The 26,026-nt window shown below is 37.0% G+C and carries 23 protein-coding genes; 8 read left to right on the plus strand and 15 right to left on the minus strand.

Annotation, left to right across the window (positions count from 1 at the left end):
* Positions 1 to 127 precede the first annotated feature (127 nt).
* Positions 128 to 481, plus strand: coding sequence for a VOC family protein (locus NF867_RS12620; protein WP_252588358.1), 354 nt, complete (start codon positions 128 to 130; stop codon positions 479 to 481).
* Here NF867_RS12620 and NF867_RS12625 read toward each other — a convergent pair.
* From NF867_RS12625 to NF867_RS12645, 5 genes are all read right to left on the minus strand, one after another.
* Complete coding sequence (locus tag NF867_RS12625; RefSeq protein WP_256471401.1) at positions 478 to 969, minus strand: GyrI-like domain-containing protein; 492 nt, start codon at positions 967 to 969, stop codon at positions 478 to 480. The two genes, NF867_RS12620 and NF867_RS12625, sit on opposite strands and share 4 nt — an antisense overlap.
* A 15-nt stretch (positions 970 to 984) precedes the next feature.
* Positions 985 to 1,506 carry a L,D-transpeptidase family protein gene (locus tag NF867_RS12630; protein WP_252588360.1) on the minus strand — a complete coding sequence of 174 codons (522 nt, stop codon included), beginning with the start codon at positions 1,504 to 1,506 and terminating at the stop codon, positions 985 to 987.
* A 14-nt stretch (positions 1,507 to 1,520) separates the two neighbouring features.
* Positions 1,521 to 1,895 carry an iron chaperone gene (locus NF867_RS12635; protein WP_252588361.1) on the minus strand — a complete coding sequence of 125 codons (375 nt, stop codon included), beginning with the start codon at positions 1,893 to 1,895 and terminating at the stop codon, positions 1,521 to 1,523.
* Between the two features lie 95 nt (positions 1,896 to 1,990).
* Positions 1,991 to 2,518 carry a DinB family protein gene (locus tag NF867_RS12640; protein ID WP_252588362.1) on the minus strand — a complete coding sequence of 176 codons (528 nt, stop codon included), beginning with the start codon at positions 2,516 to 2,518 and terminating at the stop codon, positions 1,991 to 1,993.
* Between the two features lie 16 nt (positions 2,519 to 2,534).
* Complete coding sequence (locus tag NF867_RS12645; RefSeq protein WP_252588363.1) at positions 2,535 to 2,990, minus strand: GNAT family N-acetyltransferase; 456 nt, start codon at positions 2,988 to 2,990, stop codon at positions 2,535 to 2,537.
* 379 nt (positions 2,991 to 3,369) lie between these two features.
* Between NF867_RS12645 and NF867_RS12650 the strand changes: the two genes are divergently transcribed.
* Together NF867_RS12650 and NF867_RS12655 are read left to right on the plus strand one after the other, a co-directional pair.
* Positions 3,370 to 4,743 (plus strand): exonuclease domain-containing protein, encoded by a 1,374-nt coding sequence (locus NF867_RS12650; RefSeq protein WP_252588364.1) that lies wholly within the window; start codon positions 3,370 to 3,372, stop codon positions 4,741 to 4,743.
* A 72-nt stretch (positions 4,744 to 4,815) separates the two neighbouring features.
* The gene (locus NF867_RS12655; protein WP_252588365.1) at positions 4,816 to 5,664 is read left to right on the plus strand and encodes a formyltransferase family protein; all 849 of its coding nucleotides are present in this window, start codon (positions 4,816 to 4,818) and stop codon (positions 5,662 to 5,664) included.
* A gap of 1 nt (position 5,665) precedes the next feature.
* Here NF867_RS12655 and NF867_RS12660 read toward each other — a convergent pair whose 3' ends face one another.
* Complete coding sequence (locus NF867_RS12660; protein ID WP_252588366.1) at positions 5,666 to 6,907, minus strand: competence/damage-inducible protein A; 1,242 nt, start codon at positions 6,905 to 6,907, stop codon at positions 5,666 to 5,668.
* Between the two features lie 141 nt (positions 6,908 to 7,048).
* Between NF867_RS12660 and NF867_RS12665 the strand changes: the two genes are divergently transcribed.
* Positions 7,049 to 7,297, plus strand: coding sequence for a hypothetical protein (locus tag NF867_RS12665; protein ID WP_252588367.1), 249 nt, complete (start codon positions 7,049 to 7,051; stop codon positions 7,295 to 7,297).
* A gap of 240 nt (positions 7,298 to 7,537) precedes the next feature.
* Here NF867_RS12665 and ilvC read toward each other — a convergent pair whose 3' ends face one another.
* From ilvC to NF867_RS12700, 7 genes are all read right to left on the minus strand, one after another.
* Positions 7,538 to 9,076, minus strand: a complete 1,539-nt coding sequence (gene ilvC, locus NF867_RS12670; RefSeq protein WP_380725199.1) for a ketol-acid reductoisomerase — start codon at positions 9,074 to 9,076, stop codon at positions 7,538 to 7,540.
* Between the two features lie 56 nt (positions 9,077 to 9,132).
* On the minus strand, positions 9,133 to 9,678 hold the full coding sequence (gene ilvN, locus NF867_RS12675) for an acetolactate synthase small subunit (RefSeq protein WP_252588369.1): 546 nt from the start codon (positions 9,676 to 9,678) through the stop codon (positions 9,133 to 9,135).
* A gap of 64 nt (positions 9,679 to 9,742) precedes the next feature.
* Positions 9,743 to 11,491 (minus strand): biosynthetic-type acetolactate synthase large subunit, encoded by a 1,749-nt coding sequence (gene ilvB / locus NF867_RS12680; RefSeq protein WP_252588370.1) that lies wholly within the window; start codon positions 11,489 to 11,491, stop codon positions 9,743 to 9,745.
* Between the two features lie 56 nt (positions 11,492 to 11,547).
* Positions 11,548 to 13,227: a dihydroxy-acid dehydratase gene (gene ilvD / locus NF867_RS12685; RefSeq protein ID WP_252588371.1), complete on the minus strand. Its 1,680-nt coding sequence runs from the start codon at positions 13,225 to 13,227 to the stop codon at positions 11,548 to 11,550.
* Positions 13,228 to 13,304: 77 nt separating this feature from the next.
* Positions 13,305 to 14,192 (minus strand): branched-chain-amino-acid transaminase, encoded by an 888-nt coding sequence (gene ilvE, locus NF867_RS12690; protein ID WP_252588372.1) that lies wholly within the window; start codon positions 14,190 to 14,192, stop codon positions 13,305 to 13,307.
* A 58-nt stretch (positions 14,193 to 14,250) separates the two neighbouring features.
* Entirely contained in the window at positions 14,251 to 15,504 is a 1,254-nt protein-coding gene (gene ilvA, locus NF867_RS12695; protein WP_252588373.1) for a threonine ammonia-lyase IlvA, read from the minus strand.
* A gap of 249 nt (positions 15,505 to 15,753) precedes the next feature.
* Entirely contained in the window at positions 15,754 to 18,321 is a 2,568-nt protein-coding gene (locus tag NF867_RS12700) for a putative LPS assembly protein LptD (RefSeq protein ID WP_252588374.1), read from the minus strand.
* Between the two features lie 150 nt (positions 18,322 to 18,471).
* Between NF867_RS12700 and NF867_RS12705 the strand changes: the two genes are divergently transcribed.
* The 3 genes from NF867_RS12705 to ruvB all read left to right on the plus strand — a co-directional run bounded on the left by NF867_RS12705 (position 18,472) and on the right by ruvB (position 21,662).
* Complete coding sequence (locus NF867_RS12705; protein ID WP_252588375.1) at positions 18,472 to 19,269, plus strand: N-acetylmuramoyl-L-alanine amidase family protein; 798 nt, start codon at positions 18,472 to 18,474, stop codon at positions 19,267 to 19,269.
* A 205-nt stretch (positions 19,270 to 19,474) separates the two neighbouring features.
* Positions 19,475 to 20,437, plus strand: coding sequence for an MlaD family protein (locus tag NF867_RS12710; protein ID WP_252588376.1), 963 nt, complete (start codon positions 19,475 to 19,477; stop codon positions 20,435 to 20,437).
* 199 nt (positions 20,438 to 20,636) lie between these two features.
* A complete protein-coding gene (gene ruvB, locus NF867_RS12715; protein ID WP_252588377.1) occupies positions 20,637 to 21,662 on the plus strand; it encodes a Holliday junction branch migration DNA helicase RuvB in 1,026 nt (341 codons plus the stop codon).
* A 75-nt stretch (positions 21,663 to 21,737) separates the two neighbouring features.
* Here the strand turns inward: ruvB and lysA are convergent, their stop codons facing one another.
* On the minus strand, positions 21,738 to 22,892 hold the full coding sequence (gene lysA / locus NF867_RS12720) for a diaminopimelate decarboxylase (protein WP_252588378.1): 1,155 nt from the start codon (positions 22,890 to 22,892) through the stop codon (positions 21,738 to 21,740).
* A gap of 58 nt (positions 22,893 to 22,950) precedes the next feature.
* Entirely contained in the window at positions 22,951 to 24,264 is a 1,314-nt protein-coding gene (locus NF867_RS12725; RefSeq protein ID WP_252588379.1) for an aspartate kinase, read from the minus strand.
* Positions 24,265 to 24,477: 213 nt separating this feature from the next.
* Between NF867_RS12725 and NF867_RS12730 the strand changes: the two genes are divergently transcribed.
* On the plus strand, positions 24,478 to 25,887 hold the full coding sequence (locus NF867_RS12730; protein WP_252588380.1) for a phosphohexomutase domain-containing protein: 1,410 nt from the start codon (positions 24,478 to 24,480) through the stop codon (positions 25,885 to 25,887).
* Positions 25,888 to 26,026: the final 139 nt, after the last annotated feature.

The raw sequence follows: 26,026 nt of genomic DNA on the forward strand, positions 1-26,026 counted from the left end.
TAGATTAATCATTTGAATTAGCAAAATCTTTTTTAATCCAAAAAGACAACCTTTTGTATGTCAATAAAATAACTAATTCACTTAAATTTTAATATTATAGCCTTAAAAATCTTTAAAACTTGATATTATGACCTACAAAGCAAAATATTTGAGCCCAATGGTTCATTCCTTTGATTTAAAAGAAACTGTGGAGTTCATGATTAACTGCTTAAATTTTAGTAGCTATAGAAATGATGAGAGCTATGTGATCTTATACAATGAACAATTAACCCTTCATATAAAAAAGGCATGGAATGATCAGTATCGTTCTGAAATTTATCTTGAAGTTGACAATACTGATCTGCTTTGGAATGAAATAAAAGATAAACTGGATGGAATTGAAACCCGACCTCCATCTGACCGGGAATATAGTATGCGTGAATTTCACCTGGTAATTCCCGCCACCAACACATTATTATTTGTTGGGAGTGAAATTGCTTAGTCCTTCTTTTTAGCTTTTATCGGAATCCATATTTCTTCTTCGGATTCAGGGTCTTCATTTTTATATTTTTCGCCAAGAACTTCAAAATGAGGTCTGTTGTCTAGTGTATAACCGGATTGTGGCAACCATACGCCAAAAATATATTGAAAAGTTTTTGCACCCGTACTTGCAGCTCCTTTATGTAAAAACACAGCATATAAGCCTTCTTCCAATAGGAATGTTTCCATACCATCCGGTACCTGATTAAAATCAGTAACCTCAACAGCAGCCCACTTTTCAAAAATTGCACCCGGATTAAAGTTTTCGAAACTGTAAGAAGCATTGTAAACTTGCATCGAAATCAGGTCGTTATTAATTGCCGTGGATATTTCTTTGCGTTTTTGCATAAAACTACGCCATAGCTCTCCTGTCCTGTTTTCAATTAAAGACATGCTAAGGTGTTTACCTATTAATCTTTTAGTCGGGATAGACTGAATTCTTATTAACATATTATATAAAATTCTTTATGGCTTAATCTCAATCGGCGTTCCGACAGCAACATGGGAATACAATTCTTCAATTTCCTTGTTTGTTAAAGCTATACAGCCCCAAGTCCAATTGTACCAACGTTGAAACTTATCAATAAAACCCAGCCCATTCTTTAAACCATGAATTTTAACATCGCCTCCTGCCGGTTTTCCCAGCTTTTTTGCTAAAGCCAGGTCTTTTTTATCGGGATATGAAATTCCTAAATTCTTATAATAGCCACTATTCGCATTTTTATCATTGATAAAATACAAGCCTTCCGGAGTTTTCATATCACCCTCATATTGTTTGGCGCCTTCAGGTTCTCGTCCTAAAGAGATAGCATAGGTTTTAACCAAGCGATTATTTGAAAAAGCCATCAGCTTTCTTTCCGATTTAATAACCACTAATTTATCAATATTGGTTTTGAGAGGAAGTTTGCTTTCGGGATAGAAATAATAAATCAGCAACCCAGTAAGCAATAGAGAAAAGGCAATAAATAAACGTTTTTTTAATGGCATGATCTCCTGATTTTCTACTTTTTCTTTTTTAAGCTTTTCAATAAACTCTCTTCAACTCGGAACTTCACTATCCGTTCAATAAGTTCCAGTGGCATAGGTTTATCCAATGGAAACTGAATAGTTCCTTTACCACCTTTATAGCCCGAAAGCTCCTCTTTAAATACCTCAATCGCTCTTGGTGCCGGATACAATCCGATATGGTTTGCATAAGCCGCAAAATGGATGAGGTTGCCATTCAGATAAAAAGTAGGGATGGCGTAACTGATCTTTTCATCGGCCTCCGGAACTACATTTTTTATTGTGTTTCTGATCTGTTCCAACACACGTTGGGTTTCGAGAGGGAAATTTGCAATGTATTCATCAATGGTCCCAGGTTTTATTGTTTGCATAATTTACTGTTTTAAGAACATTAAAGTAAACAATCCACACTTTAATCCGCATAAATTTAAATCAGTGAACGTTTTTGGAAGAGAAACCGATAAGCTTAGAAGTTCAGATATCGTTCTTTTATAATATTTAAGTGATGCATATGATGGCCATATAAATGATTTACCATATAAAGTGCCGAAACTTCATAGTCGTTCGATATCCCAATTCGAGCTAATGATTCATTATCCAATGTTTCGATAAATGCAATGCTTGCATTGCGACAAGCTTTTAGTTCGTAAAATATACCAGTTATTGGCCGTTCATTGGCTTTTGCATTACGTACAAAAAGTTCTCCATCCCAGCCACCTGGTAAATTAGTCTTATCTCCCCGAGCAATTCTTGAAGCCCTGAAAATAATAATACGTTCACTGTCGCAAAGATGAACCAAAATATCTTTGATTGTCCATTTACCCTCACTATACCTGAACTGCAATCGCGTTTCCGGAAGATTTATTAGCAATTGTTCAGTTTCTAACATCAACTCACTCAGATGAAACAATAATTTCCCATCATTTGGAACAAGATCTAAATATGGCTGATAAAAGGAAGGGTAACCATTTGTAGGTTTAAAAATTAGCTTCATAGACTAAATCTAATGACTAAACCACTTTAATCCTATAGGTATAAAACTCACTATCTACACTTTGACGTTCAAAACCGATCTGCTCATACAAACTTTGTGCGGTATAATTATCTATAGCCGTTGAAAGTTCAACGTAATTTGCACCATCTTCTTTGGCAAACTGTAAGGCTGTTTTAATAAGCTGTTCTCCAACACCTTGCTTACGATGATCGGCATCAACATATAAATCATTTAACAACCAGTTTTTAACAGCTCTTACTGATGAATATATGGGATACAGTTGTGTAAATCCTATCGGTTCATCTTTATCATTCAAGGCTGCAAAAATGATTGACTCATTGTTATCAAGTCTTTTCTGAATAAACTGTTGAGCTAATAAAATATCCGAAGCTTGTTTGTAAAAGATGCGATAATTGTTGAATAAGTCGGTTACCAGGCTACTTTCGGCAGCTGTAATTCTTTTTATTTGCATAGATGTGGCATGAATTAATGATATAAACAAAGGTATTCATTTTGAAAAATTGCCAATTAATTAACAGGATCATTTTAAAAGAAAAAATATTCACTATTAAGCGATATAATGCAATTTCTAATTGATAATTATTACTTATTATTATCAACCTGTGCTAAACAATAATTACTTTACCTACTCCTTTCCAGCTCCGGCAAGATTTGTATTTAAACACCTAAAACTTAGTTTGTACCTAACTGTTATATATCTCATTTAAAACCTAACAATCAGCGATTTATAAACGGCTCATAGTTTTATGATCTTTAATAACTAAAAATATTTGCCAAATAAGCTAAAATTATTAGTCTTTATTATATTTGCAGCAATAGTTTTTTTAAGTATGCTTAGTAACGATACATTATACGCTATTGTAGACATTGAAACCACAGGTGGATATGCAAGTGGTAACGGCATTACAGAAGTAGCGGTTTTTGTTCATAACGGAAAAGAAGTAATTGAGCAATTTGAAACGCTGGTTAATCCAGGAGTACCGATTCCTTTGCATATTCAATCATTAACCGGCATATCAGACGAAATGGTAAAAGATGCCCCTTCGTTTAATAACATTGCCGAATCATTGTATCAATTATTGAACGATAAGGTTTTCGTGGCTCATAATGTGAACTTCGATTATTCTTTTTTACATCATCAGTTCAATTTGGCCGGCTATCAGCTTCAAACTAAAAAATTATGTACCGTAAGACTGGCTCGCAAAATATTCCCTGGATTTCCATCCTACAGCTTGGGTAAATTATGTAATCAACTAGCCATTAATATTGAAAACAGACACAGAGCTGGAGGCGACGCCAAGGCCACCTCTATCCTATTTGGTAAACTGTTTGAGAATGATACCAATCAGTTTATTATTCAATCGTTAAAAAAAGGTTCAAAAGAAGCTTCACTTCCTGCCAATCTCCCTAAAGAGCATATCGAGAATCTACCTCATAAACCAGGAGTATACTATTTCTATGATAAAAAAGGAAAGATCATTTATATAGGAAAAGCTGTTGATCTGAAAAAAAGAGTATTGAGCCATTTTACCAACAATAAATCAACACAACAGAAGCAAGAGTTCTTAAGAGAAATTTTCAGTATTACATATGTTGAATGCGGTAGCGAATTGTATTCATTTGTATTAGAAGCATTAGAAATCAAAAAATATTGGCCAAAGTATAATCGCTCGCTTAAACATTATGATCAATTATATGGGTTGTATTTATTCGATGCACAAAATGGTTATAAACGTTTAGCAATTAGCAAAAAAATTAAGAACCTCCGTGCTATAACAACTTTCAATTCATTGAGTGATGGTTACCGATTTTTATATCAACTGATTGAAGATTATGAACTGTGTGCAAAATTATGTTTTTTAAACAAGCATGGTGAAAGCTGTTCGACCGAATGTCGTGGAGCTTGTAATGGCTCAGAGTCGAGTGACAGTTACAATGAGCGGGTTGATATGGCCATAGCTTCGGTTTGCAATTATCTGCCAACTTTTGCGATAATAGAAAATGGACGAACTCAAGATGAGCAGAGTTGCCTATTGATGTTGAAAGGTGAGTTTTACGGAATGGGTTTCATAACCGATGATACCATTTGGAACAATGTAGATTCGTTAAAACAGTCTGTCACAACTTATCCTTCATATGATTATATAAAAAATCTTATCTATCAGTACACTCACAATCACCCTGGTAAAAGTGTATTTTATTAAACTGCAAATATGTTTTTTCTTAAAATTATATACCTAATTAATAGAGTAAGATGGTAAGATTTTTGTTCCTAGGTGAATAATTCCATAAGACAAAAAATTCGCTCTCATATGAAAATACTGTTAATTACCTCGGGGCATAATCTATTAGCTCAAAAGCTACTCTTTGATCAATCGGTTAACATTGTTGGCGTTGCATTTCCTGTAAAAAACACTAAAAATCAACAACTTAAACACAAGATATCATTTAACATCAGGAATAATTTTATTAAACTTAAACGTTTTCTAACAACTGCTAAACAACTGCCTCATTTTGTATTCAGCAAAGAAAATGAAAATCAGCTTTTAGATTGGATCAAATCATTAAAACCAGATCTTATAATTTCCTATTCAAGTCCTTTTTTATTTGATTCTAAGATAATGTCGTTGGCTCCAAAGGGTATAATAAATGTTCATAATTCATTATTACCTAACTACCGCGGGCCACAACCGTTCATTTGGCAATACCTGAATCATGATTTAAAACATGGTGTTACTGTCCTATATTTAGGTGAAAAAGAAGATGCAGGTGACATAATTACACAGCAATCATTTGTTATAAAAAATGGTGAGCCACAATCTAGCACCTTAAAAAAATGCGAAAATATTGGTTATGATCTAGTTCTTAAATCCATTGAGCTTATTAAAAAGAACAAGGTTGAAAAAATTAAACAGCCAGAAAAAGCAACGACGAAACGCGCCAAACGAATTTCAGAAAGTGAAATAATAAAACTCATTAACTGGAATGAATGGTCTACTGAACACATTAATCACGTTGTAAAAGGATTAGGTCTATCTATCTCCGAAAAAGAAATTGAAGCACTAAGTAAAGCTTCCATCAAAACTGAAACTCAACAATTGACTTCTGCACCATTTACGCTTTAGTTTAGATATTTTTCAGCAACCTCCATAACATATAAAAACTGTTGATGGCTGTTCGTTCAATATTTTGTAATCGTTTATTGCCAAACTGGAACTTTTTTGCCACTGTTTGATTTTTAGAGACGACAGCAATCCAAACGGTACCAACAGGTTTATCAGGAGTTCCGCCATCAGGACCGGCAACTCCTGTACATGCAATAGCATAATCGGTGTGATAGGTATTTAAAGCTCCCTGAGCCATTTCAATGACGGTTTGTTCACTTACAGCACCATGTAATGCCAGGGTTTCAGCCTTTACACCTATCATTTTTTGCTTTAGCTCATTACTGTAAGTAACAGCACCACCAACATAAGCATTTGATGAACCCGGAATTGAAGTAATCAGATGGGCTATATATCCACCTGTGCAGCTTTCAGCAGTGGTTAATGTAAGATTATTCGCTTTCAGATAATTTAGTATGGCCTCTTGAATGCTAATGTCTTCAGTTGCAATAACATATTTATCTATACGATTGATAATCAACTCCGAAGCCTGATCAACTTCTTTTTCAACATGCTCTTTATTAGTTCCAATCGCACTTAATCTTAATCTAACTTGCCCTAATTTGGGTAAATAGGCTAATTTTATATGACTGGGCAAGCTATCTTCAATGTCTTCGATCTCTTTAGCTAAAAATGACTCCCCTATTCCTGCCGTTATAATGGTTTTGTGGAAAATTGAGTCTATGTTAAATCGTTTTTGAAGTTCTGGCAAAACATAATCCTCCATCATACCGATCATTTCAAAAGGAACACCCGGCATTGAAACAATAATTTTATCCTTAAACTCAAACCACATACCCGGCGCAGTGCCATTATGGTTCTGAATAACTATACAGTTATCAGGAACCTCCGCTTGTTGTATGTTCACATCTATCAAAGGACGATTAAAACGTTCAAAAATATCCTTAATATTATTCAAGGCATCTTCATTCAAGACCATTTTGGCTCCAAAAAACTCACACAGTGTATGCTTGGTAATGTCATCCTTTGTGGGGCCTAATCCCCCAGTAATCAAAATAATATCCGCATGAGAGCACGCTTCAGTAAGAGCAGTGAGAATGGCATCCTTCTTATCACTGATTGATGAAATTTGCTTTACCGAAATGCCTATTTCATTCAGTCGTTGTCCCATCCAGGCCGAATTAGTATCTATAACCTGCCCGATTAATATTTCATCACCAATGGTTATTATTTCCGCTAACATTTGTGAATATCTTTTTATGGTCTATAATTAATTATTAAAAAAACTTAACCTTTGAATTGAAACTTTAAATCTCAGGTAAAAGTATAAGTAGTGTAAAGAAACCAAGAACATTGCAATTAAACCAACTAAAAACCAATAAAAATGTTTCCATTTTTTGTGTGTTTACTTACTGCAGTGGTGGTGAGTATAACGATTGTTACCTGTATCATTATGGTAGCAGTAGACGCCTACCGTAATCGTGTTTCTAAACTATTTTTTTGGGTTTTATTATCTGTGTTTTTACCGGGTATCGGTACGCTGATTTATTTTTCGGTTAGAAAAGAAAAATTAAGAATAAGAAAGAGAAACTCCTTTGCTGCCAGTTCAGAAGTATTCGATGCCATTAATTGAAGGTATTTAGAGTTTGGCCAACAACGAACTATGAGTGCCAGTAACAGTTAATCAATTGATTCAGTTGTGCTGCTGATTCTGAATATGGCCAAGGAGCTGTTAAGTAGGTTGAAAACAAGAATCCCCCGCGACAGCAGGGGATTTCTTGCATTGGTTGAGATTGAGAAGTTATTCACTTATTCGAAATAGCTTTCACTACTTCATTTTAAAAGTCCCGTTTTTAGCGGGACTTTCTTTTTATTATGCAACTGTAGTAATTGATTTCATAGCGGTCATGGCTTGTCTTAACACATCGCCTACCACTTCAATCTGATGCGAACGAATAGCTTTATTAACTGAGATCAGTTTTTTATTATCTACTCCGCTGTCTTTAGCATCGTTATAGTTTTTACCAATGATATCGGTATTAACGGTTTTCATGAAATCAGCCAATAATGGTTTACAAGCATGGTCAAATAAATAACAACCATACTCAGCTGTATCCGAAATTACACGGTTCATTTCAAACAATTTCTTACGAGCAATGGTGTTGGCAATAAGAGGAGTTTCGTGCAATGACTCATAATATGCCGATTCGGCAACGATACCAGCCTCAACCATAGTTTCAAATGCAAGCTCAACACCCGCTCTAACCATGGCAACCATTAGTAAGCCATTATCGAAATAGTCTTGCTCGGTAATTTTAACGTCCGCAGCAGATGTTTTTTCAAAGGCAGTTTCACCGGTTGCAGCTCTCCAGGTTAACAATTTAATGTCGTTATTATCCCAATCTGCCATCATGGTTGATGAGAACACACCGCTCATAATATCATCCTGATGTTTTTGGAACAACGGACGCATGATTGATTTCAGTTCTTCAGAAACTTCGAAAGCTTTAATTTTTGCCGGATTAGAAAGGCGATCCATCATGGCAGTAATACCACCTTGTTTCAAGGCTTCAGTAATAACTTCCCATCCGTATTGAATTAATTTTGAAGCATATCCTTTATCAATGCCTTTTTCAACCATCTTATCAAAACAAAGGATTGAACCGGTTTGCAATAGACCACAAAGAATGGTTTGCTCACCCATCAAGTCTGATTTAACCTCAGCAACAAATGATGATTTTAACACACCTGCTTTATGCCCTCCTGTACCAACGGCATATGCTTTAGCTTGTGCCCAACCTTTACCTTCAGGATCATTTTCAGGGTGAACAGCGATTAGCGTTGGAACCCCAAAACCTCTTTTATACTCTTCCCTAACCTCTGTACCCGGGCACTTAGGCGCTACCATAATAACAGTAATGTCTTTACGGATTTTCATGCCTTCTTCAACAATGTTAAATCCATGCGAATATGATAAGGTTGCTCCTTTTTTCATTAAAGGCATTACTGCTGACACTACCGCCGAATGTTGTTTATCAGGGGTTAAATTGATAACTACATCTGCAGTAGGAATCAATTCTTCGTAAGTACCTACAACAAATCCGTTTTCTGTAGCACTTTTCCACGATTGACGTTTTTCAGCAATTGCTTCTTCACGTAATGCATAAGAAACATCTAAACCTGAATCACGTAGGTTTAATCCCTGGTTTAATCCTTGGGCACCACAACCTACAACCACCATTTTTTTACCTTTTAACGCATTTACTCCATCAGCAAAATGGCTGTTATCTAAAAACTCACATACTCCCAATTGATTAAGTTTTTCTCTTAATGGAAGAGTGTTGAAATAATTCTGTCTGGTTGCTTTAGCAGCGGTTTCTTCTATAGTATCTGCAAAATTCATTGAAGCCATTTTATTTTAGTTCTTTAGTATACGATTTGTTTTATTGTTTATTTAAGAAACCGAAATTAGTTTAATACTTGTTCGTATTCGGCTAATTCTTCGGCATGGTACAGTTCATGTGCTTGATTACGCTGTTTGTGAATAGCAATACGACCTGAATGCACAAACTCTAGCAAGCCAAATGGTTTTAACAAGTCATAAAAAAGCATCAGATCTTCAATAGTTCCTGTTTTTTCCAAGGCAGCAAAACCTGGCTCCATGTACATGACCCGTGCACCATGTTCATTAGCAAGGTTTACAATCGGAGTCAGTTTAGTTGAATCTTCAATGTTCACCTTATAAATAGCCACCTCACTAAAAATCATGTTATCAGCATCGTAAGCATATGCAATTAACACTTCGATTACCTTGTTAATTTGTTGTACCAGTTTTCTACTCATATCTTCGGTACACTTAACCACAACGGTAAAGCGCGAAATGCCTTTTTTTTCTGTTTCTGAAACAGTTAAGCTTTCGATATTGATACGACGACGAGTAAAAATGATGGTTAACCTGTTTAGTAAACCAATATTGTTTTCAGTAAAAACTGATATGGTATATAACTTTTCCATTACACCCTCCCCCTGAAGGGATTTTAATATTTATTGATAAAACAATCTAAGTCAGGCTCGGCAATTATTGTAATCTAACTTCTTCAACGCTGGCTCCTGTTGCCACCATCGGAAATACATTAGCTTCCTTCTCTACTACTACCTCTAATAAGTAAGGAACTTCAGAAGCAAGCATTTCTTCAACGGCGCTATCCAATTCGCAACGCTCAGTAATTTTTTTTGCTTTAACCCCAAAACCTTCTGAAATTTTGATAAAATCAGGGTTTTGCAATTCAACAAATGAATAGCGATTATCGAAAAACATTTCCTGCCATTGACGCACCATTCCAAGGAAATTATTATTCAGGATTACAATTTTAACTGGTAATTTATTCTGAGCAATGGTTCCTAACTCCTGAATAGTCATTTGGAAACAGCCATCGCCAATTACGGCGATTACTTCACGATCAGGAGCCGCAACTTTAGCACCGAAAGCAGCAGGAAGTGCAAATCCCATGGTTCCCAACCCTCCTGATGAGATGAAGGAATTTGTACGAGCAAATTTAAAGTAACGAGCTGCCATCATTTGATGCTGTCCAACATCCGCTACTATGGCCGCTTCACCTTTGGTTTTCTCAGAGATTTTATTGATCACCTCTCCCATACGCAAACCGCCCTGGGTCGGGTGTATCTCAATCTCAATTACTTTTTCAATCTCTTGCTGATAACACTCATTAAATTTCGCTAACCATTGTGAGTGTTCATTCTTGCGAATTAACGGTAACAATACCTGAAGAGCTTCCTTGGCGTCAGCATTGATTGAAACTGCAGTTTTTACATTTTTATCGATCTCAGCCGGATCCACCTCAATATGAACAACTTTAGCCTGTTTTGCATAACGACTTAAATCTCCTGTTACACGGTCATCGAAACGCATTCCAATGGCAATGATTACATCGGCCTGATTGGTAAGGAGATTTGGCCCATAATTACCATGCATACCTAGCATACCTACATACTGTGGATGCGCAGCTGGAAAAGCTGATAGTCCATGTAAAGTACTTGCTACCGGAATACCTGATTTTTCAACCAACTCGCGTACTTCATTCTCTGCTTTAGAAATTAAAATACCCTGACCAATAAACAAGAAAGGTTTTTTAGCCGCGTTAATTAACTCGGCAGCCTTTTCAACCTGCTCATACGTATAGTTTGATTTAGGGCGATAACCGCGAACACTGTTGCATTTAACATTAATAAATTCATTGGTTAATGCTTCAAACTGGGCATTCTTGGTAATATCAATCAGTACCGGTCCAGGACGACCACTTTTAGCAATGTAAAAAGCTTTGGCAATAATTTCTGGAATTTCATCAGCTGTAGTTACCTGATAGTTCCATTTGGTAATTGGCATCGTCATACCGATTACGTCTGCTTCCTGAAAAGCATCAGTACCCAATAATGATTTCGACACCTGTCCAACGAGGCATACCATTGGAACACTGTCCATCAACGCATCGGCAATTGGGGTAATCAGGTTGGTTGCACCAGGGCCTGAAGTTACCAAACAAACGCCCACCTTGCCTGAAATGCGTGCATATCCTTCAGCCGCATGACCAGCACCTTGCTCATGGCGCACTAAAATATGGTTTAGTTTATCACGATAGTCATAAAGTGCATCGTAGACCGGCATAATTGCCCCGCCCGGATAACCAAAAATCGTATCAACGCCTTCGGCCACCAAAGCCATCATAAGGGCTTCTGATCCACTGATTTTACGTTGAGAGGCTTTGTTTTGTGCAGCCTTTGATGTATCGTTTTGAACTGTTGCTCCCATGTTATTTTGTTAAGATCAACTCCATGGATTAGTTGTATGGAGTCGTCGTTTTAATGTTATAACTCATCTGTAACACATCCTTCAGAAGCTGAAGAAACGTTTTTGATGTATTTAGCTAATGTACCTTTAGTGGCTTTCCAGGCCGGAGCTTGCCATGCAGCTCTTCTGCTTGCGATCTCTTCATCGCTTAGTTCTGCATTTAAGACTCGCTTTTCGGCATCAATCGTAATGAGGTCGCCATCTTTAAGCAAGCCTATTAAGCCTCCATTTTGAGCTTCAGGCGTAATGTGTCCCACAACAAAACCATGAGTTCCTCCTGAAAAGCGTCCATCTGTAATTAATGCTACACTTTTACCTAATCCTGCTCCCATAATTAATGAAGTTGGCTTAAGCATCTCAGGCATTCCTGGTGCTCCTTTAGGTCCTTGGTAACGGATTACCACCACATCGCCTTTTTGGATTTTACCTGAAAGAACCGAATCGTTAAGCTCAAATTCAGTATTAAATACTTTAGCCGGTCCCGAAAATTTCAAGCCTTCTTTACCTGTAATTTTAGCAACTGAACCTTCAGCAGCTAAGTTTCCATATAAAATTTGTAAGTGACCCGTTGCTTTGATCGGACTTTCAATTGGCACAATAATTTGCTGATTTTCTGACAGATCTGTAACGTTTGCAAGATTCTCAGCAACTGTTTTTCCAGTAACAGTTAAACAATCGCCATGTAAGTATCCTTTTTTTAGTAAGTATTTCATTACAGCCGGGATACCACCTACCTGATGAAGATCCTTCATTAAATATTTACCACTAGGTTTTAAATCGGCAATGAAAGGAGTTCTGTCTGAAATACGTTGAAAATCATCAATCGTAACTTTAACATCAACGGCCTTAGCAATGGCAATTAAGTGCAATACAGCATTTGTAGATCCACCTAAAGCCATTATGATCGTCATTGCATTTTCAAATGCCTTTTCAGTCATAATATCCTTTGGAAGAATATTCTTCTCCAGTAAAGAACGAATTGCTTTACCTGCAGCTTTACATTCATCCTGCTTTTCTTTGCTTACGGCAGGATTTGATGAACTGTAAGGCAAACTCATTCCAAGTGCTTCAATTGCTGAAGACATGGTATTAGCTGTATACATCCCTCCGCAAGCTCCAGAGCCCGGGCAAGCATGTTTTACTACTTCTTTAAATTCTTCTGGTGTTATATCTCCGGCAATTTTTTGCCCTAATGCCTCAAAAGCTGAAATGATGTCAAGATCTTTCCCATTATGATGACCGGCATCAATAGTACCACCATAAACCATAATAGCAGGGCGATTTAAACGACCCATAGCCATTAAAGCACCCGGCATATTTTTATCACAACCCATTACAGTAATTACAGCATCATACCACTGTGCCGATACTACAGTTTCAATACTGTCGGCAATAATATCACGTGACTGTAATGAGTAACGCATACCTTCGGTACCGTTTGACATACCATCACTCACTCCAATGGTATTAAAAATAAGCCCCACCATCTCGTTATCCTTCACACCAGCCTTAATCGATCTCGCTAAGTCATTCAGATGCATATTACAAGTATTTCCCTCATAACCTGCACTGGCAATGCCTACCTGTGCTTTATTCATGTCCTCCTCAGAAAGACCAATTCCATGTAACATGGCTTGAGCACCAGGTAATGTAGTGTCCTGTGTTAATGTTGAACTATATTTATTCAGTTTATTCATTTGTAAAATTTAATATAAAAGTATGTTTTCTTTAAAAGTTTGATAAACAATCATTGTTTTGTTTTACGATGCTCAATTTAGATGATGTAACCTTTGTATTCTTTTAAAGTAACTCGTTTCCTGTATTTTACGCTTATTTCGTAGCCAATTGTGTCTTGCCATTTTTTACGAAAGCTTTTGCCGTCAATACTTTCAATTCCGGCTACCTCTGCAGCTGTTCCGGTTGAAAATGCACCATCTATATCAATCAATTCTTCAGGTCTTATTTTCTTTTCTATTACCTGATAGCCCAGATCGTGAGCAATGTCAATTACTGTTGAGCGTGTAATACCTGGAAATATATTTCCTACATCAGGTGTATAAATGATGTTATCTTTTTCGAAGAAGAAATTTGATGCTGCACATTGTGCTACAAACCCATTTTGGTCAAGTAATAAAGCCTCATCAAATCCTTTTTGCTTTGCTTCGCGAGTTGCCAGTATGGCGTTTACATATTGCCCGTTAACTTTACTATCAACATGAAAAGCCGAAGGACTGATTCGAATATAAGAAGAGGTCATTAAGCGAGGTTGTTTATCACCATAATACACCGCCCAGCTAAAAGCTCCAATAAAAATATTATGAGTATTTCCAGGTGTTAGCGACAAATTATCACCAGCAAAAACTAATGGACGGATATATGCATTTTTTAAATGATTACGACGAATTAATTCATAGGAAATATCCGTTAATTCTTCCACAGTATAGTTTAAAGAAAGATTCAGCGTTTCGCAAGAGTAAACCAAGCGTTTAAAATGCTCTATAGGTTTAAAAATACGGGTACCTTCATCCGTTTCATAGGCCCTGATACCTTCAAAGGCACTATTACCGTAATGAAACGATTGGCTGTAGGGACTTAGCTTAACATCCTTGATGTTTACATATTGCCCATTGTAAAAGACAATTGAGTTTTCATTAAAATACATATATCGATCTATAAGGTTAAAATTGGATGATAAATTTATATGGTCGTTTTAATATGACTTAAACAAGATATTTTCTCAGCATTTCATGATCATTCACATTTATGTAATTGATATGATTTTGTTTAAGGCGATATAGCAAAGGATCTAAATCAGTCTTAGAAGCGAGCTCGATGCCCACTAAAGCAGGACCAAATTCCTTGTTTGTTTTCTTCAGGTATTGAAAATGCACAATGTCATCGTTGGGCCCTAACGCTTCGTTCAAGAAATTACGAAGCTCACCCGGTTTCTGTGCAAACTCGATAATAAAATAGTATTTCAAGCCTTCATAAATCAAACTTCGTTCAATTATATCAGGATAACGGGCGATATCATTATTTCCTCCACTAAGCACGCAAACCACTTTTTTGCCTTTCAGCTGATCAGCAATTTTATCAAGAACAGCAATTGACATTGCCCCTGCCGGTTCTGCAATAATTCCTTCATTCTGATAAAGTTCGATCATGGTTGTGCAAACTTTTCCTTCTTCTATTGTTAAAAGCTGATCAATATGCTTATTGATGATCTGAAAGGTTTGTTCGCCAATCTGCCTTACTGCTGCTCCGTCAATAAAAGTATCAATAGATGTAAGTTGCACTGGTTTACCCGATTTACGAGCTTCAACCATTTTAGGTGCGCCTGCCGGATCCACTCCAATTACTTTTACCTGCTCACGATTTTCCTTAAAGTATAAGCATGCTCCCGATGCAAGGCCGCCCCCCCCAATTGGCACCACCAATACATCAATATCTGCTAACTCATCATTTATTTCCTTTGCCACAGTAGCCTGACCGAAAATTGTATTCCAATCATCGAAGGGATGAATGAAGGCCAAATCATTTTGTTCCGTAAATTTTTTTGCTGCGGCATAGGCCTCGTCATAAGTAGTTCCCGTTAAAACAATATTGGCCCATTCGCCGCCAAAGCTTCGTACCTTCTCTATCTTTTGACGCGGAGTTACCTGAGGCATAAAAATATGCGACTTTATCTTCAGCTTCTTGCTACTCAAAGCAACCCCCTGCGCATGATTACCAGCACTGGCACATACAACACCGCGGTCCCTTCGAGCCGCATCAAGATTGATAATATTATTATACGCCCCCCTGATTTTATAAGACCTAACCGGCTGCATGTCCTCCCGCTTGATATATAATTTGCACCTGTATTTTTCGGATAATCGGGTTACAAATTGCAAAGGTGTTTTTACTGCAACGCCGTCGAGCTTTTCGGCAGCCAGCAATATTTGTTCTGTTAAATCGGAGGTTGTTGTTTGCATAGTTCTGATAAAGTAAAAGAGCCGCTCCCTGTTTGGGAAGCGGCTCTTTTTATGTTTGTGTTTGCTTTACAATTTTAAGTGCACTACTTCCCTGTCATGTGTGAATAATCACCACGATAATAATAATGACAGTAATAATAGTGCTCAGATTTTTCATTTGTTTAATTCTTATCGCTAAGATATTGTGATATTTCTAAAAAAACAAAATAAAGATTAAAAAAATGCAATAATTCTACGATACCTACTCTCTTAATAAGAATCATCATAATAATATGGACGGCGCTTACTAAGCTTTAAATCCTGCAAAATTGATGATTTTACCCTAATATCAATGTTATACTGTTTATACTGTCCAAACGGTACCCAGTACACTTGTAAGTCCCAGCAATGTAAATCACGGGCAATACTTAAAGTTGTTGGTGATAGGGATTTGTTGGTTAGATCATAACCTGTCATACCACTGATTTTCCACTTTGGTGTTAAGCTAAAATCCCCGTTTACGTTTACTGTTTGAAAGTAATTATTGATTTTTTTCCCATTTATATAAGAAGGAGTATAACTAAAAGCGTAGTTAACACTTACATTCCAAGGTATACTAAAATCAATGAAATTATTCGGATTTGGATCAATCAGATACAAATCACGTTGCTGTTGTGTGGTAAATTGAGGCCTGTTCTTCGCTTTAGAATTGAAGCTAGCACTTAAAGAGATGTTGGCGTTAGTTAGATTCAATAAAGGACCTCCTTCGTTGATGGAAAACTTATTGATTCTTACACCATTTCTATTAATAAAATATGGATCGAATATAGCTCCGAAATTCAAGTTCACCGTTTTAAATAAATTGGTATATCCACTCATTGAAATTGGGGCAAGGTTCAATGAGTCAGCGGCAAAATTATAGCTGGAGGTAACGCTTAGATCATTTAAAATAGATATTTTCTTTTCTCCATTCACTGTATCCTTTTTCGATCGAACCTTCATCTCCAGGTTATTACTAAGTCCAAAACTTACCACACTGCTCCTTCCGTAGCTAGACGACCCTGACTCGAATACAGAGTATGGTACTTCCTTTCCCGCAGTATCAGTGTACGTTTTAGTATAGCCATATTTAGGATCAGAAAAGTCGGGTTTGTAGCTATAACTTACCGATGGTCTTAACGTATGTCGTATAGCTTTAATCCCACCGTTTTTAAACTGTGCCATACCATATAAGGTGGTGCTTGCACTAACTGAAAGATTGTAGCTTCGCTCTGCCTTAAACCCGTTGTGATAAGTAGTAATTGGTTGATTTGTATTTGGATCCGCTTCTTTTGTTACCGTTCTGAAATACCAGTTTTCGGTATAAGGCAAACTTGGTGAAATGTTTATAAACTTCAGCACATTGAAACTGGTTTGAATGCTTGCTGAATGATTAACCAGGGTTTTAAATTGATGCTCTGGTGGAACATTTGATTTAAATAATAAACTATCGTAGGTATTAATCGTATTACTTAAGGCTAATCCATAGGTAACCCTTATTTTACTATAAAATGTAGGCGGCCCAATTCGATTCGGTGAGTCAAACGGAGTAAACTGAATACCGTTTAATGTTAATGTAGGCAATGTTAGATTAACAGACCCAGTTTCAAACTGTTGTGAAGCACTTAGAGAGCTCGAAAGATTGATAGGAGTTTTACCTTGCCAGGTTTTTGAATAACTAATGGATGAATTTGAGCTGCTATTTAAACGATTAGGCAAAGGAATAAAATTTCCGGTATTCTGATAAAATTTGGAAGATGATAAATTAACCGAGGCCGAAAAGCTTGAACCGGTTCCTTGTCGGCTTTGACTGTGAGACCACATTATATGGAAATCCTTATTAGTGTGAAATTCAGGAGTTCCCTCATCTCCATATCTCGAATTAGAGTAGGTAAAGTTTAAGTTTCCTGTGTACTTGTATCTCACAACATATCGTGACGAGGCACCTAGATCATAACTGCCATTAGTAAAAATACTGGCTTTAAGCGCCATATCAATATTGTCGCTTATCCCCAAGTAATACCCCATATCACGTAGGAAAAAGCCTTTTTGTTCATCCTCTCCAATAGACGGAAAAATTATTCCGTTTGCTCGCTTTGAGGTCTTAGGAAAAAAACCAAAAGGCACCACCAGCGGTGTGGGTATATCCTCGATGTATAAATAGGCTGGGCCAGTAACCACCCTGTTTTCCATTACCTTGGCTTTGGTAATTTTTATCCCAAAATGTACATGATCAGGGTCGTTGCAAGTAGTGTAGGTTCCCCCTTTTAAAAAGCCTTCCTTATTCTCATTCAGCTTCATTTGGCCACCTCTGATAAAACCTTCACCTTCTTTTGTCACTCCAGACCAAACTTTCGCCTTTTTCGATTTGAAATTATATGCCAAACTATCTGCAATAACATCACTGCCTTCACCTGTCATAAATGGCCTACCATTATAAACGCCAGAGCTATCTTTCATGCCCTTAGCGTAAACAATCATAGTGTTTTGGTCAACCCTTATAAAGTCGGCTTTAAGTGTTATGCCCTCGAACTTTACCTCGGCATCTTTGTATAAATAAAGATACTTTCCAGAAATGTCAGCCAAAATTGAATCTTTGGCATTATATTCTACCTTAGATTTTAACGCAGTTCCGGCTTTATTATTCAGTTTCACCCTTTGGGTAGCAGTATCCATTCGAATTGAGTCGATTTTCCTACTCGGTTTTTGAATGGTGTCTTTAAGGATTATCGATTTTAGGGAGAATGAAGAAGAGTTTCTATCAAATGCGCTCGTATTCAAGGTTATTACGCTCGTCAAAGATAGAAATGTTAATACTGCAAAAGTTTGTGTAAAATGCTTGCCTAATAATTTCAAAATATTTTGTTGAATATTATTTTTGCGATTATGGAATTTAATAGCACCCCAAAGTTAAAGAAATTTAGAGCAGTCAGAATATTTTTTAACACTTTGGCTCTATCGTTTTTATTTATTAGTCTATCGTCTTTCAACTTAGAGTCTATTACACAGAAAGATAGATTAAAAAAATCGAGTAATTATAAATTTAAAACAATCGTAATTGATGCGGGTCACGGTGGTAAAGATGTTGGCGCCAACCGGGCTTGGGGAACCGAAAAAAGAGTGGCGCTTGCCATTGCCTTAAAATTTGGAAGATTAATTGACGATGCTTTCCCAGAAATTAAGGTAGTTTATACCCGTAAAGACGATTCTTTTGTCGAATTGTATGAACGCGCCAATATTGCAAACAGAAATAAAGCTGATTTATTTGTATCGATACATTGCAACTCAAACGCCAGTAGCTCGCCCTATGGAACCGAAACGTATGCCTTTGGTATTGATTCAAGAACAAATAAAGAAAAGATGGAAGTTGCCAAACGTGAAAACTCCGTAATTTTATTGGAAGACAATTACGAGAAAAGCTACGACGGTTTCGACCCAAACTCACCTGAATCGTACATTATCTTTTCTTTGTATCAAAATAAAAACCTCGATAAAAGTCTTTCCATTGCTTCTAAAATAGAAAATGAGTTTGGCGAAACTGACAATCGCTACAGTCGTGGTGTACGCCAGGAACGTTTTCTTGTATTGCGATATACTAATATGCCAGCAATTTTAGTTGAAACCGGATTTATCTCTAACCGTGAGGAAGGCAAATACTTAGCCAGCGATGATGGCCAGAATGAAGTGGCCTCTTCTCTTTTCAGGGCCTTTAAAGCATATAAAAAAGAAGTGGAAATGGCTAATTAGCAGCATTGCTTATTAACCATTAATATAAGACCTTTAATTACCATACTGCTTCTAATTTAGATTCTGTGGAAATGAATAAAGGTTTTTCTTACTTTTGCCACCTGTAGGTTAAGAAAATTTAATTTAGCTTATGATAAATTATTTTCCGATAAATGCCTGTTTAATCAGTCAATCATCTTAACCTGTTTAATTTCTTACTAATCTGATGAAAATAGCGAACGAAACTAAAATTGGGATTCTTACTGCCCTTGCCATAACTTGCTTAATTTTAGGATATAATTACTTGCGTGGTAACGATGTTTTTTCAAGTACCCGCAAATTTTATGTGATTTATGACCGAGTTGATGGTTTAACCATCTCACGTCCGGTGTTGGTAAATGGATTTCAGATCGGTCGGGTGGCACGCTTAGACCTACAACCTGATCATAAAATAAAAGCCCGTTTAGATATTTCAAGTGATCTTGAAATTCCTAAAAACTCGATTGCAGAAATTCAAAGTCCTGATTTATTAAGTGGTAAAGCAATTGTTTTAAAACTGGGCAACTCATCTGAAATGGCAACAGAAGGTTTTGTATTCAGTTCAAGCATTGAAGCGTCGATAATGGAATCATTAAACCCATTAAAAGATAAAGCCGCCTCTGCATTGGTGCGTCTCGATTCAGTATTAACCGGTGTAAATAATATTCTAAGCCCTGCATTTCAGAGCAGCGTTCAAAGTAGCTTTAAAAGCGTTGAAGCAACTATGAAAAATATTGAAAATACTTCAACGAAGTTTGGCACCAGTGCCGACCGATTGAATGCTATTATGGCCAATGTTGAATCGATAACTCAAAATCTGGAAGATAATAACGATAAAATTAACAGTGCTTTAGCTAATATTGATAATATTACAGACCAAGTTGCCAAAGGAAACCTTCAGGAAACCTTACTGAATACCAGCAAAACAATGGCTGCGGTAAATGCTGTAATGACCAAAATACAAAAAGGAGAAGGCTCGATTGGTTTATTATTAAATGATGACCAACTTTATAATAACTTAACAAAGACCTCTGCAGATCTGGATAAACTAATGGTCGACTTCCGCTTAAATCCGAAACGCTATGTTCATTTCTCCATGTTTGGTAAAAAACCAAAAAACTATTCAGAATCGGATTCGACTAAGAAGTAGCGAGAAATATTAAGTTCGAAGTAAATCAAATCCACCAAATAAAATTTAAGAACGGTTCATTGATCATAATCAGTGGACCGTTTGCTTTTATATTAAGTTCGAATTACGAAGTACGAGTTGCATACTTCTAAAATTGTACTTCTAAAATTGTACTTCTAAGACCATATTTTAATACTTTTGGCTAAATCAAAAATCAATAATGCAGAATCCTAATCTTGACCCAAACGCAGAGCGGCTCACTCCTACTGAACGAGAGATTGAAAGAGTATTGCGCCCACAGGAGTTCGACGACTTTACCGGTCAGGCTAAGATTTTGGAGAACCTTAAAATATTTGTTAAGGCAGCCAAAAATCGTGGTGAGGCATTAGACCATGTTTTATTACACGGCCCTCCTGGATTGGGTAAAACCACCCTTTCTCATATTATTGCCAATGAAATGGGCACCGGTATTAAAATTACTTCGGGCCCTGTTTTAGATAAACCAGGTGATCTGGCTGGCTTATTAACCAGTTTATCCGAAGGTGATATTTTATTTATTGATGAGATACACCGATTAAGTCCGCTTGTTGAAGAATACCTTTACTCGGCAATGGAAGACTACAAAATTGATATAATGCTTGAAACAGGCCCCAATGCCCGTTCAGTGCAAATATCGCTTAGCCCTTTCACATTGGTTGGTGCCACTACCCGATCAGGTTTGCTAACTGCTCCATTAAGAGCTAGGTTCGGTATTAATGCCCGTTTAGAATATTACGATGCGAAACTGCTTACCAGTATTGTAATGCGCTCGTCTGAAATTTTAAAAACACCTACTACTGAGCAAGGAGCTTATGAAATTGCCCGTCGCAGCCGGGGAACTCCACGTATTGCCAATGCGCTTTTACGACGAACCCGAGATTTTGCCCAAGTAAAAGGTAATGGAAACATCGATACCGAAATTGCCCGTTTTGCGTTAAATGCTTTAAATGTTGATGAACATGGTTTGGATGAAATGGATAACAAAATACTGGTTACCATTATCGATAAATTTAAAGGAGGCCCTGTGGGATTGAAAACCATTGCCACAGCTGTAGGCGAAGATGAAGGCACTATTGAAGAAGTGTATGAGCCTTATTTAATTCAGGAAGGTTATTTGATGCGTACCTCGCGAGGACGAGAAGCAACTGAATTAGCATATAAGCATTTGAACAGACTGCACCACTCAAAAGGAAACACACTGTTTTAAAATAATTAAGGGTTGAAAGTTACAAGTTGCGAATTCTTAATTCGTAACTCGTAATTTTCAACCCGAAATCAGTGATTATTCTCCGTAAACCGCTTTTACCTTATCCCTTAAATTATAGTTAGAAGCCATAACCTCGCCATAGGCACCGGCAGTTCTGATCGCAATTAAATCGCCACGATGTGTTTCTGGCAATTCTACTGCTTTTGCAAAACAGTCGGTTGATTCACAAATTGGGCCAACCACATCATAATTTTTAGTCTTTTCACTGTTTGCTTTCGAAATATTTTCGATTTTATGATAGGCCTGGTATAAAGCAGGACGCATTAATTCGGTCATACCGGCGTCTAAAATGGCAAAATTAGTTACCTGGCCATTCTTAACATACAATACTCTTGAGATTAATGAACCGCAGTTAGCCACCAAAGCCCTACCTAACTCAAAATGAACTTCCTGAATTGCCGAACGTTCTAAAAATGAATCAAAAATTTTGAAATAGGTTTCAAAATCAATGATGCTTTTCGTATCCGGATGATAATAATCAACTCCTAATCCACCTCCAACATTGATCACATTGATCTCAACATGATGCTCCCTAAACCATGTTACAATTTCATTCACCTTGATACAAAGGCTTTTGAAAACATTTAAATCAGTTATTTGTGAGCCTATATGAAAATGTAAGCCAAGACATTGAATATTTGGCAGCTTTTTCAATGCGGCTACCACCTTATCAAACTCCCATTGGTTAATGCCAAACTTGTTCTCTTCTAAACCTGTGGTGATATATTTGTGAGTATAGGCATTTACATTCGGATTGATACGCAAAGCAACCTTTGCAGTTTTACCTTTGGCGGCAGCAAGTCCGTTAATTACCTCCAGCTCCTGAATCGATTCAACATTAAAGCAGAAAATATCCTGATCTAATGCATAATTAATCTCGGCATCCGACTTACCCACTCCGGCAAATACAACAGCTTTATTAGAAAACCCGGTTTCAATTGCCCTTTTTACTTCTCCTCCGCTTACACAGTCAGCACCGATATTAAATGATCGGATGGTTTCCAGCACGCGCGCATCAAAATTAGCTTTCAAGGCATAATGCACATGAAAGTTATATTTTGCTGATGCAGTTTTACAGGCTTCCAACGTACTCTTTAACAACGATAAATCGTAGTAATAAAATGGCGTTTCGAGCGGTTGAAATTTATTTATTAATTCGTTTGAAAACATCTACTTGTTAATTGGTTGTTTTAAATTGATTAAGTGAATATCACCTAACAAACCTTTTCTAGCTAAATAATCCTTCGTGAAGATCTAACAAAGCCGAGTGCTTGAAGCTCGAATCAACAATAATTGAAATATTGTTGTTGCTTCCTCCGTAAGAAATCATACGCATCGGAACTTCTTTCATGCTATTGATCACTTTTGCTGCGTAACCTGTTTTCGATGATACAAAGTCGCCTACAATACAAATAATAGTTAAATCCTTGTCAACTTCTACTGAACCAAAATCAGCTAATTCAGTGATAATTTCTTTCAGATTATCGGTTTTATCGATGGAAACCGAAACAGCAACCTCTGAAGTAGTGATCACGTCAATTGGTGTTTTATAACGCTCAAACACTTCAAAAACCCTACGTAAAAAACCGTAAGCCATTAACATGCGGCTCGATTGAATTTTAATCGCTGTAATACCATCTTTTGCAGCTACCGCTTTAATTTCTCCTTCGCTACGTTGAGCGTCAATTAAAGTACCCGGAGCAGTCGGGTCCATGGTGTTTTTTAAACGAACCGGAATGCGATATTTTTGAGCAGGAAGCACACTTTGCGGGTGAAGAATTTTAGCACCGAAATAAGCAAGCTCCGCAGCTTCTTCAAATGATAAACGTGCAATCGGACGGGTATTTTTAACAATACGAGGATCATTATTATGCATACCGTCAATATCCGTCCAAATTTGAACTTCTTCACTGGTAATACCTGCGCCAATTAATGAAGCCGTATAATCACTACCACCGCGTTTTAAGTTATCAATTTCTCCGTATGGGTTTCTGCAGATAAAACCTTGAGTAATGAACAATTTCGTGCTTGGATTGGCTTCCAGCATTGGTGTTAATTTTTCGGTGATATAAGGAACGATCGGCTCCGACTCTTCATCAATTTTCATAAACTCCAGTGCAGGTAATAGAACCGCCTCAATGCCAATTTGCAACAGGTAAATAGTGAACAAATTGGTAGAGATCAACTCACCGATCGCTAAAATTGCACGTTCATGAGCAACCGTAAACGATGATTCATTAGCATATGAATATAAAGTACCAAAATAGGTTTCAATTACTTCGTTACCCTGTTTATAAAAGTCTTCTTGAGGGAATAAATCTTGTATAAAAACAATATACTTCGATTTTAGATTGTCAATTAATTCAACAGCCTTGCTCTTATCAATCTTATATGCTTCGCTGATTTCAACCAGGCTGTTAGTAGTACCTGATACTGCTGATAACACAATAATTTGACGTTCTTTTGGGTCAACAATGTCCATTAGTCGGCGCATACGCTCCGGACTACCCACAGAAGTTCCTCCAAACTTTAATACTTTCATTGTTAGGGTGAATAATTAAAAAATATAAATGAATATTGGTTTTGGTTCGTATTCTTATCCTTCTCTCCAATGGTTAATAAAATTTCAACATTAATAAATTTTATCAATAATTTCGCGAAAGGATTTGTTTAAATACTACCTAAAATTAAAATTTCGCCAAAATACTGATATTTTTTTATTGATTCATTAATTTAGCCCGGTAATTAAAAATTTATGATAAACATAAAATTCGGCACCGACGGATGGCGTGCCATTATAGCCCAGGAATTTACCGTTGAAAATGTTACCCGTGTAGCCTATGGAACGGCATTATGGTTAAAAGAGCAGAAAAGCAATGCTTCTGTTGTTATTGGTAATGACCCTCGATTTGCCGGTAAGCTATTTGCAGAAACCACCGCCAAAGTATTTGCTAATGCAGGTATTAAAGTATATATCTCATCTACCGATTTTGTTTCAACACCGATGGTTTCGCTTGGAACAACTTTATTAAATGCTGATTTAGGTGTGATTATTACAGCAAGCCATAATCCACCGGCATACAGTGGATATAAAATTAAAGCGTCATACGGTGGCCCTGCTACCCCTGCAATGATTGACGAAGTTGAAAACTTGATTCCGGAAAGAGTTCCTTTAGAGTTTTTATCAATAGCTGAGTACAAAAAACAAGGATTAATTGAAGAGATTAATCTGGAAGATATGTATGTGAAACATGTGGAGGAGAAATTTGACCTTGAAGCCATTCGAAATTCAGGGATGAATTTTGCCTACGATGCCATGTACGGAGCGGGTCAGAACGCAATGCGTCGTTTGTTCCCTGATATCACATTCTTGCATTGCGATAACAACCCAGGTTTCGACGGACAAGCTCCGGAACCGATCCATAAAAACCTGGAAGAGTTTTCGGAATTAATTAAACTTAGTGGAGATATTGATTCTGGTTTAGCTACCGATGGTGATGCCGACCGTATTGGTTTATACGATTCCGAAGGCAAATTCGTTGATTCACACCATATCCTCTTATTATTAATCCACTACCTACATAAATACCAGGGCTTAAACGGAGATGTTATTACAACCTTCTCTTGTACACAAAAAATTGCCGACTTGTGTAAGGCCTATAACCTGCCGCATACCATTACAAAAATTGGCTTTAAATACATTTGCGATCTAATGGTGAACTCAGGTAAACAAGTTTTAGTGGGTGGTGAAGAATCAGGCGGCTTGGCAATTGCCGGATATATTCCTGAGCGCGATGGTATATGGATTGGTTTAACCATTTGGGAATTCATGGCTAAAACCGGTAAATCATTAGATGATCTGATCGAAGAGGTTTACGACATTGTAGGTTCTTTTGCCGTTGAACGTTATGATTTGCACCTAACTGAAGATAAAAAACAAGCAATTATAGCGGCTTGTAATAATCGCTCATACTCATCATTTGGTTCTTACCCCGTAAAATCAGTAGAAGATATGGATGGTTACAAATTCCATTTCGACAACGGTGAATGGGTAATGGTTCGTCCATCGGGTACAGAGCCTGTTTTACGTGTATATGCAGAGGCTGCAACTTCTGATGCTGCCTTTAAAATATTGGATGCTACCAAGGCTACTTTACTTGGTTAATTAAGTAAAATAAAAAGCATTGGAATAACAAAACCACCTTCGAGGTGGTTTTGTTGTTTTTACCCCTACTCGCGCGCGTTTGCGAGGCTGTGTAAAAATGAATTTTTCAGTAACCCGTTAAAAGATAAAGTTGGTTGAA

The sequence above is a fragment of the Solitalea agri genome (assembly GCF_023914155.1).
Taxonomy (GTDB): Bacteria; Bacteroidota; Bacteroidia; order Sphingobacteriales; family Sphingobacteriaceae; genus Solitalea; species Solitalea agri.

Coding starts and splice junctions, on each gene's coding strand:
- ilvC (WP_380725199.1), bottom strand. CDS start 9,076: ATGGCTTCAATGAATTTTGCAGATACTATAGAAGAAACCGCTGCTAAA.
- ilvA (WP_252588373.1), bottom strand. CDS start 15,504: ATGCAAACAACAACCTCCGATTTAACAGAACAAATATTGCTGGCTGCC.
- NF867_RS12650 (WP_252588364.1), top strand. CDS start 3,370: ATGCTTAGTAACGATACATTATACGCTATTGTAGACATTGAAACCACA.
- NF867_RS12620 (WP_252588358.1), top strand. CDS start 128: ATGACCTACAAAGCAAAATATTTGAGCCCAATGGTTCATTCCTTTGAT.
- ilvN (WP_252588369.1), bottom strand. CDS start 9,678: ATGGAAAAGTTATATACCATATCAGTTTTTACTGAAAACAATATTGGT.
- ilvE (WP_252588372.1), bottom strand. CDS start 14,192: ATGTATTTTAATGAAAACTCAATTGTCTTTTACAATGGGCAATATGTA.
- ilvD (WP_252588371.1), bottom strand. CDS start 13,227: ATGAATAAACTGAATAAATATAGTTCAACATTAACACAGGACACTACA.
- NF867_RS12635 (WP_252588361.1), bottom strand. CDS start 1,895: ATGCAAACAATAAAACCTGGGACCATTGATGAATACATTGCAAATTTC.
- NF867_RS12710 (WP_252588376.1), top strand. CDS start 19,475: ATGAAAATAGCGAACGAAACTAAAATTGGGATTCTTACTGCCCTTGCC.
- NF867_RS12665 (WP_252588367.1), top strand. CDS start 7,049: ATGTTTCCATTTTTTGTGTGTTTACTTACTGCAGTGGTGGTGAGTATA.
- NF867_RS12725 (WP_252588379.1), bottom strand. CDS start 24,264: ATGAAAGTATTAAAGTTTGGAGGAACTTCTGTGGGTAGTCCGGAGCGT.
- NF867_RS12630 (WP_252588360.1), bottom strand. CDS start 1,506: ATGCCATTAAAAAAACGTTTATTTATTGCCTTTTCTCTATTGCTTACT.
- lysA (WP_252588378.1), bottom strand. CDS start 22,892: ATGTTTTCAAACGAATTAATAAATAAATTTCAACCGCTCGAAACGCCA.
- ilvB (WP_252588370.1), bottom strand. CDS start 11,491: ATGGGAGCAACAGTTCAAAACGATACATCAAAGGCTGCACAAAACAAA.
- NF867_RS12640 (WP_252588362.1), bottom strand. CDS start 2,518: ATGAAGCTAATTTTTAAACCTACAAATGGTTACCCTTCCTTTTATCAG.
- NF867_RS12625 (WP_256471401.1), bottom strand. CDS start 969: ATGTTAATAAGAATTCAGTCTATCCCGACTAAAAGATTAATAGGTAAA.
- ruvB (WP_252588377.1), top strand. CDS start 20,637: ATGCAGAATCCTAATCTTGACCCAAACGCAGAGCGGCTCACTCCTACT.
- NF867_RS12645 (WP_252588363.1), bottom strand. CDS start 2,990: ATGCAAATAAAAAGAATTACAGCTGCCGAAAGTAGCCTGGTAACCGAC.
- NF867_RS12730 (WP_252588380.1), top strand. CDS start 24,478: ATGATAAACATAAAATTCGGCACCGACGGATGGCGTGCCATTATAGCC.
- NF867_RS12660 (WP_252588366.1), bottom strand. CDS start 6,907: ATGTTAGCGGAAATAATAACCATTGGTGATGAAATATTAATCGGGCAG.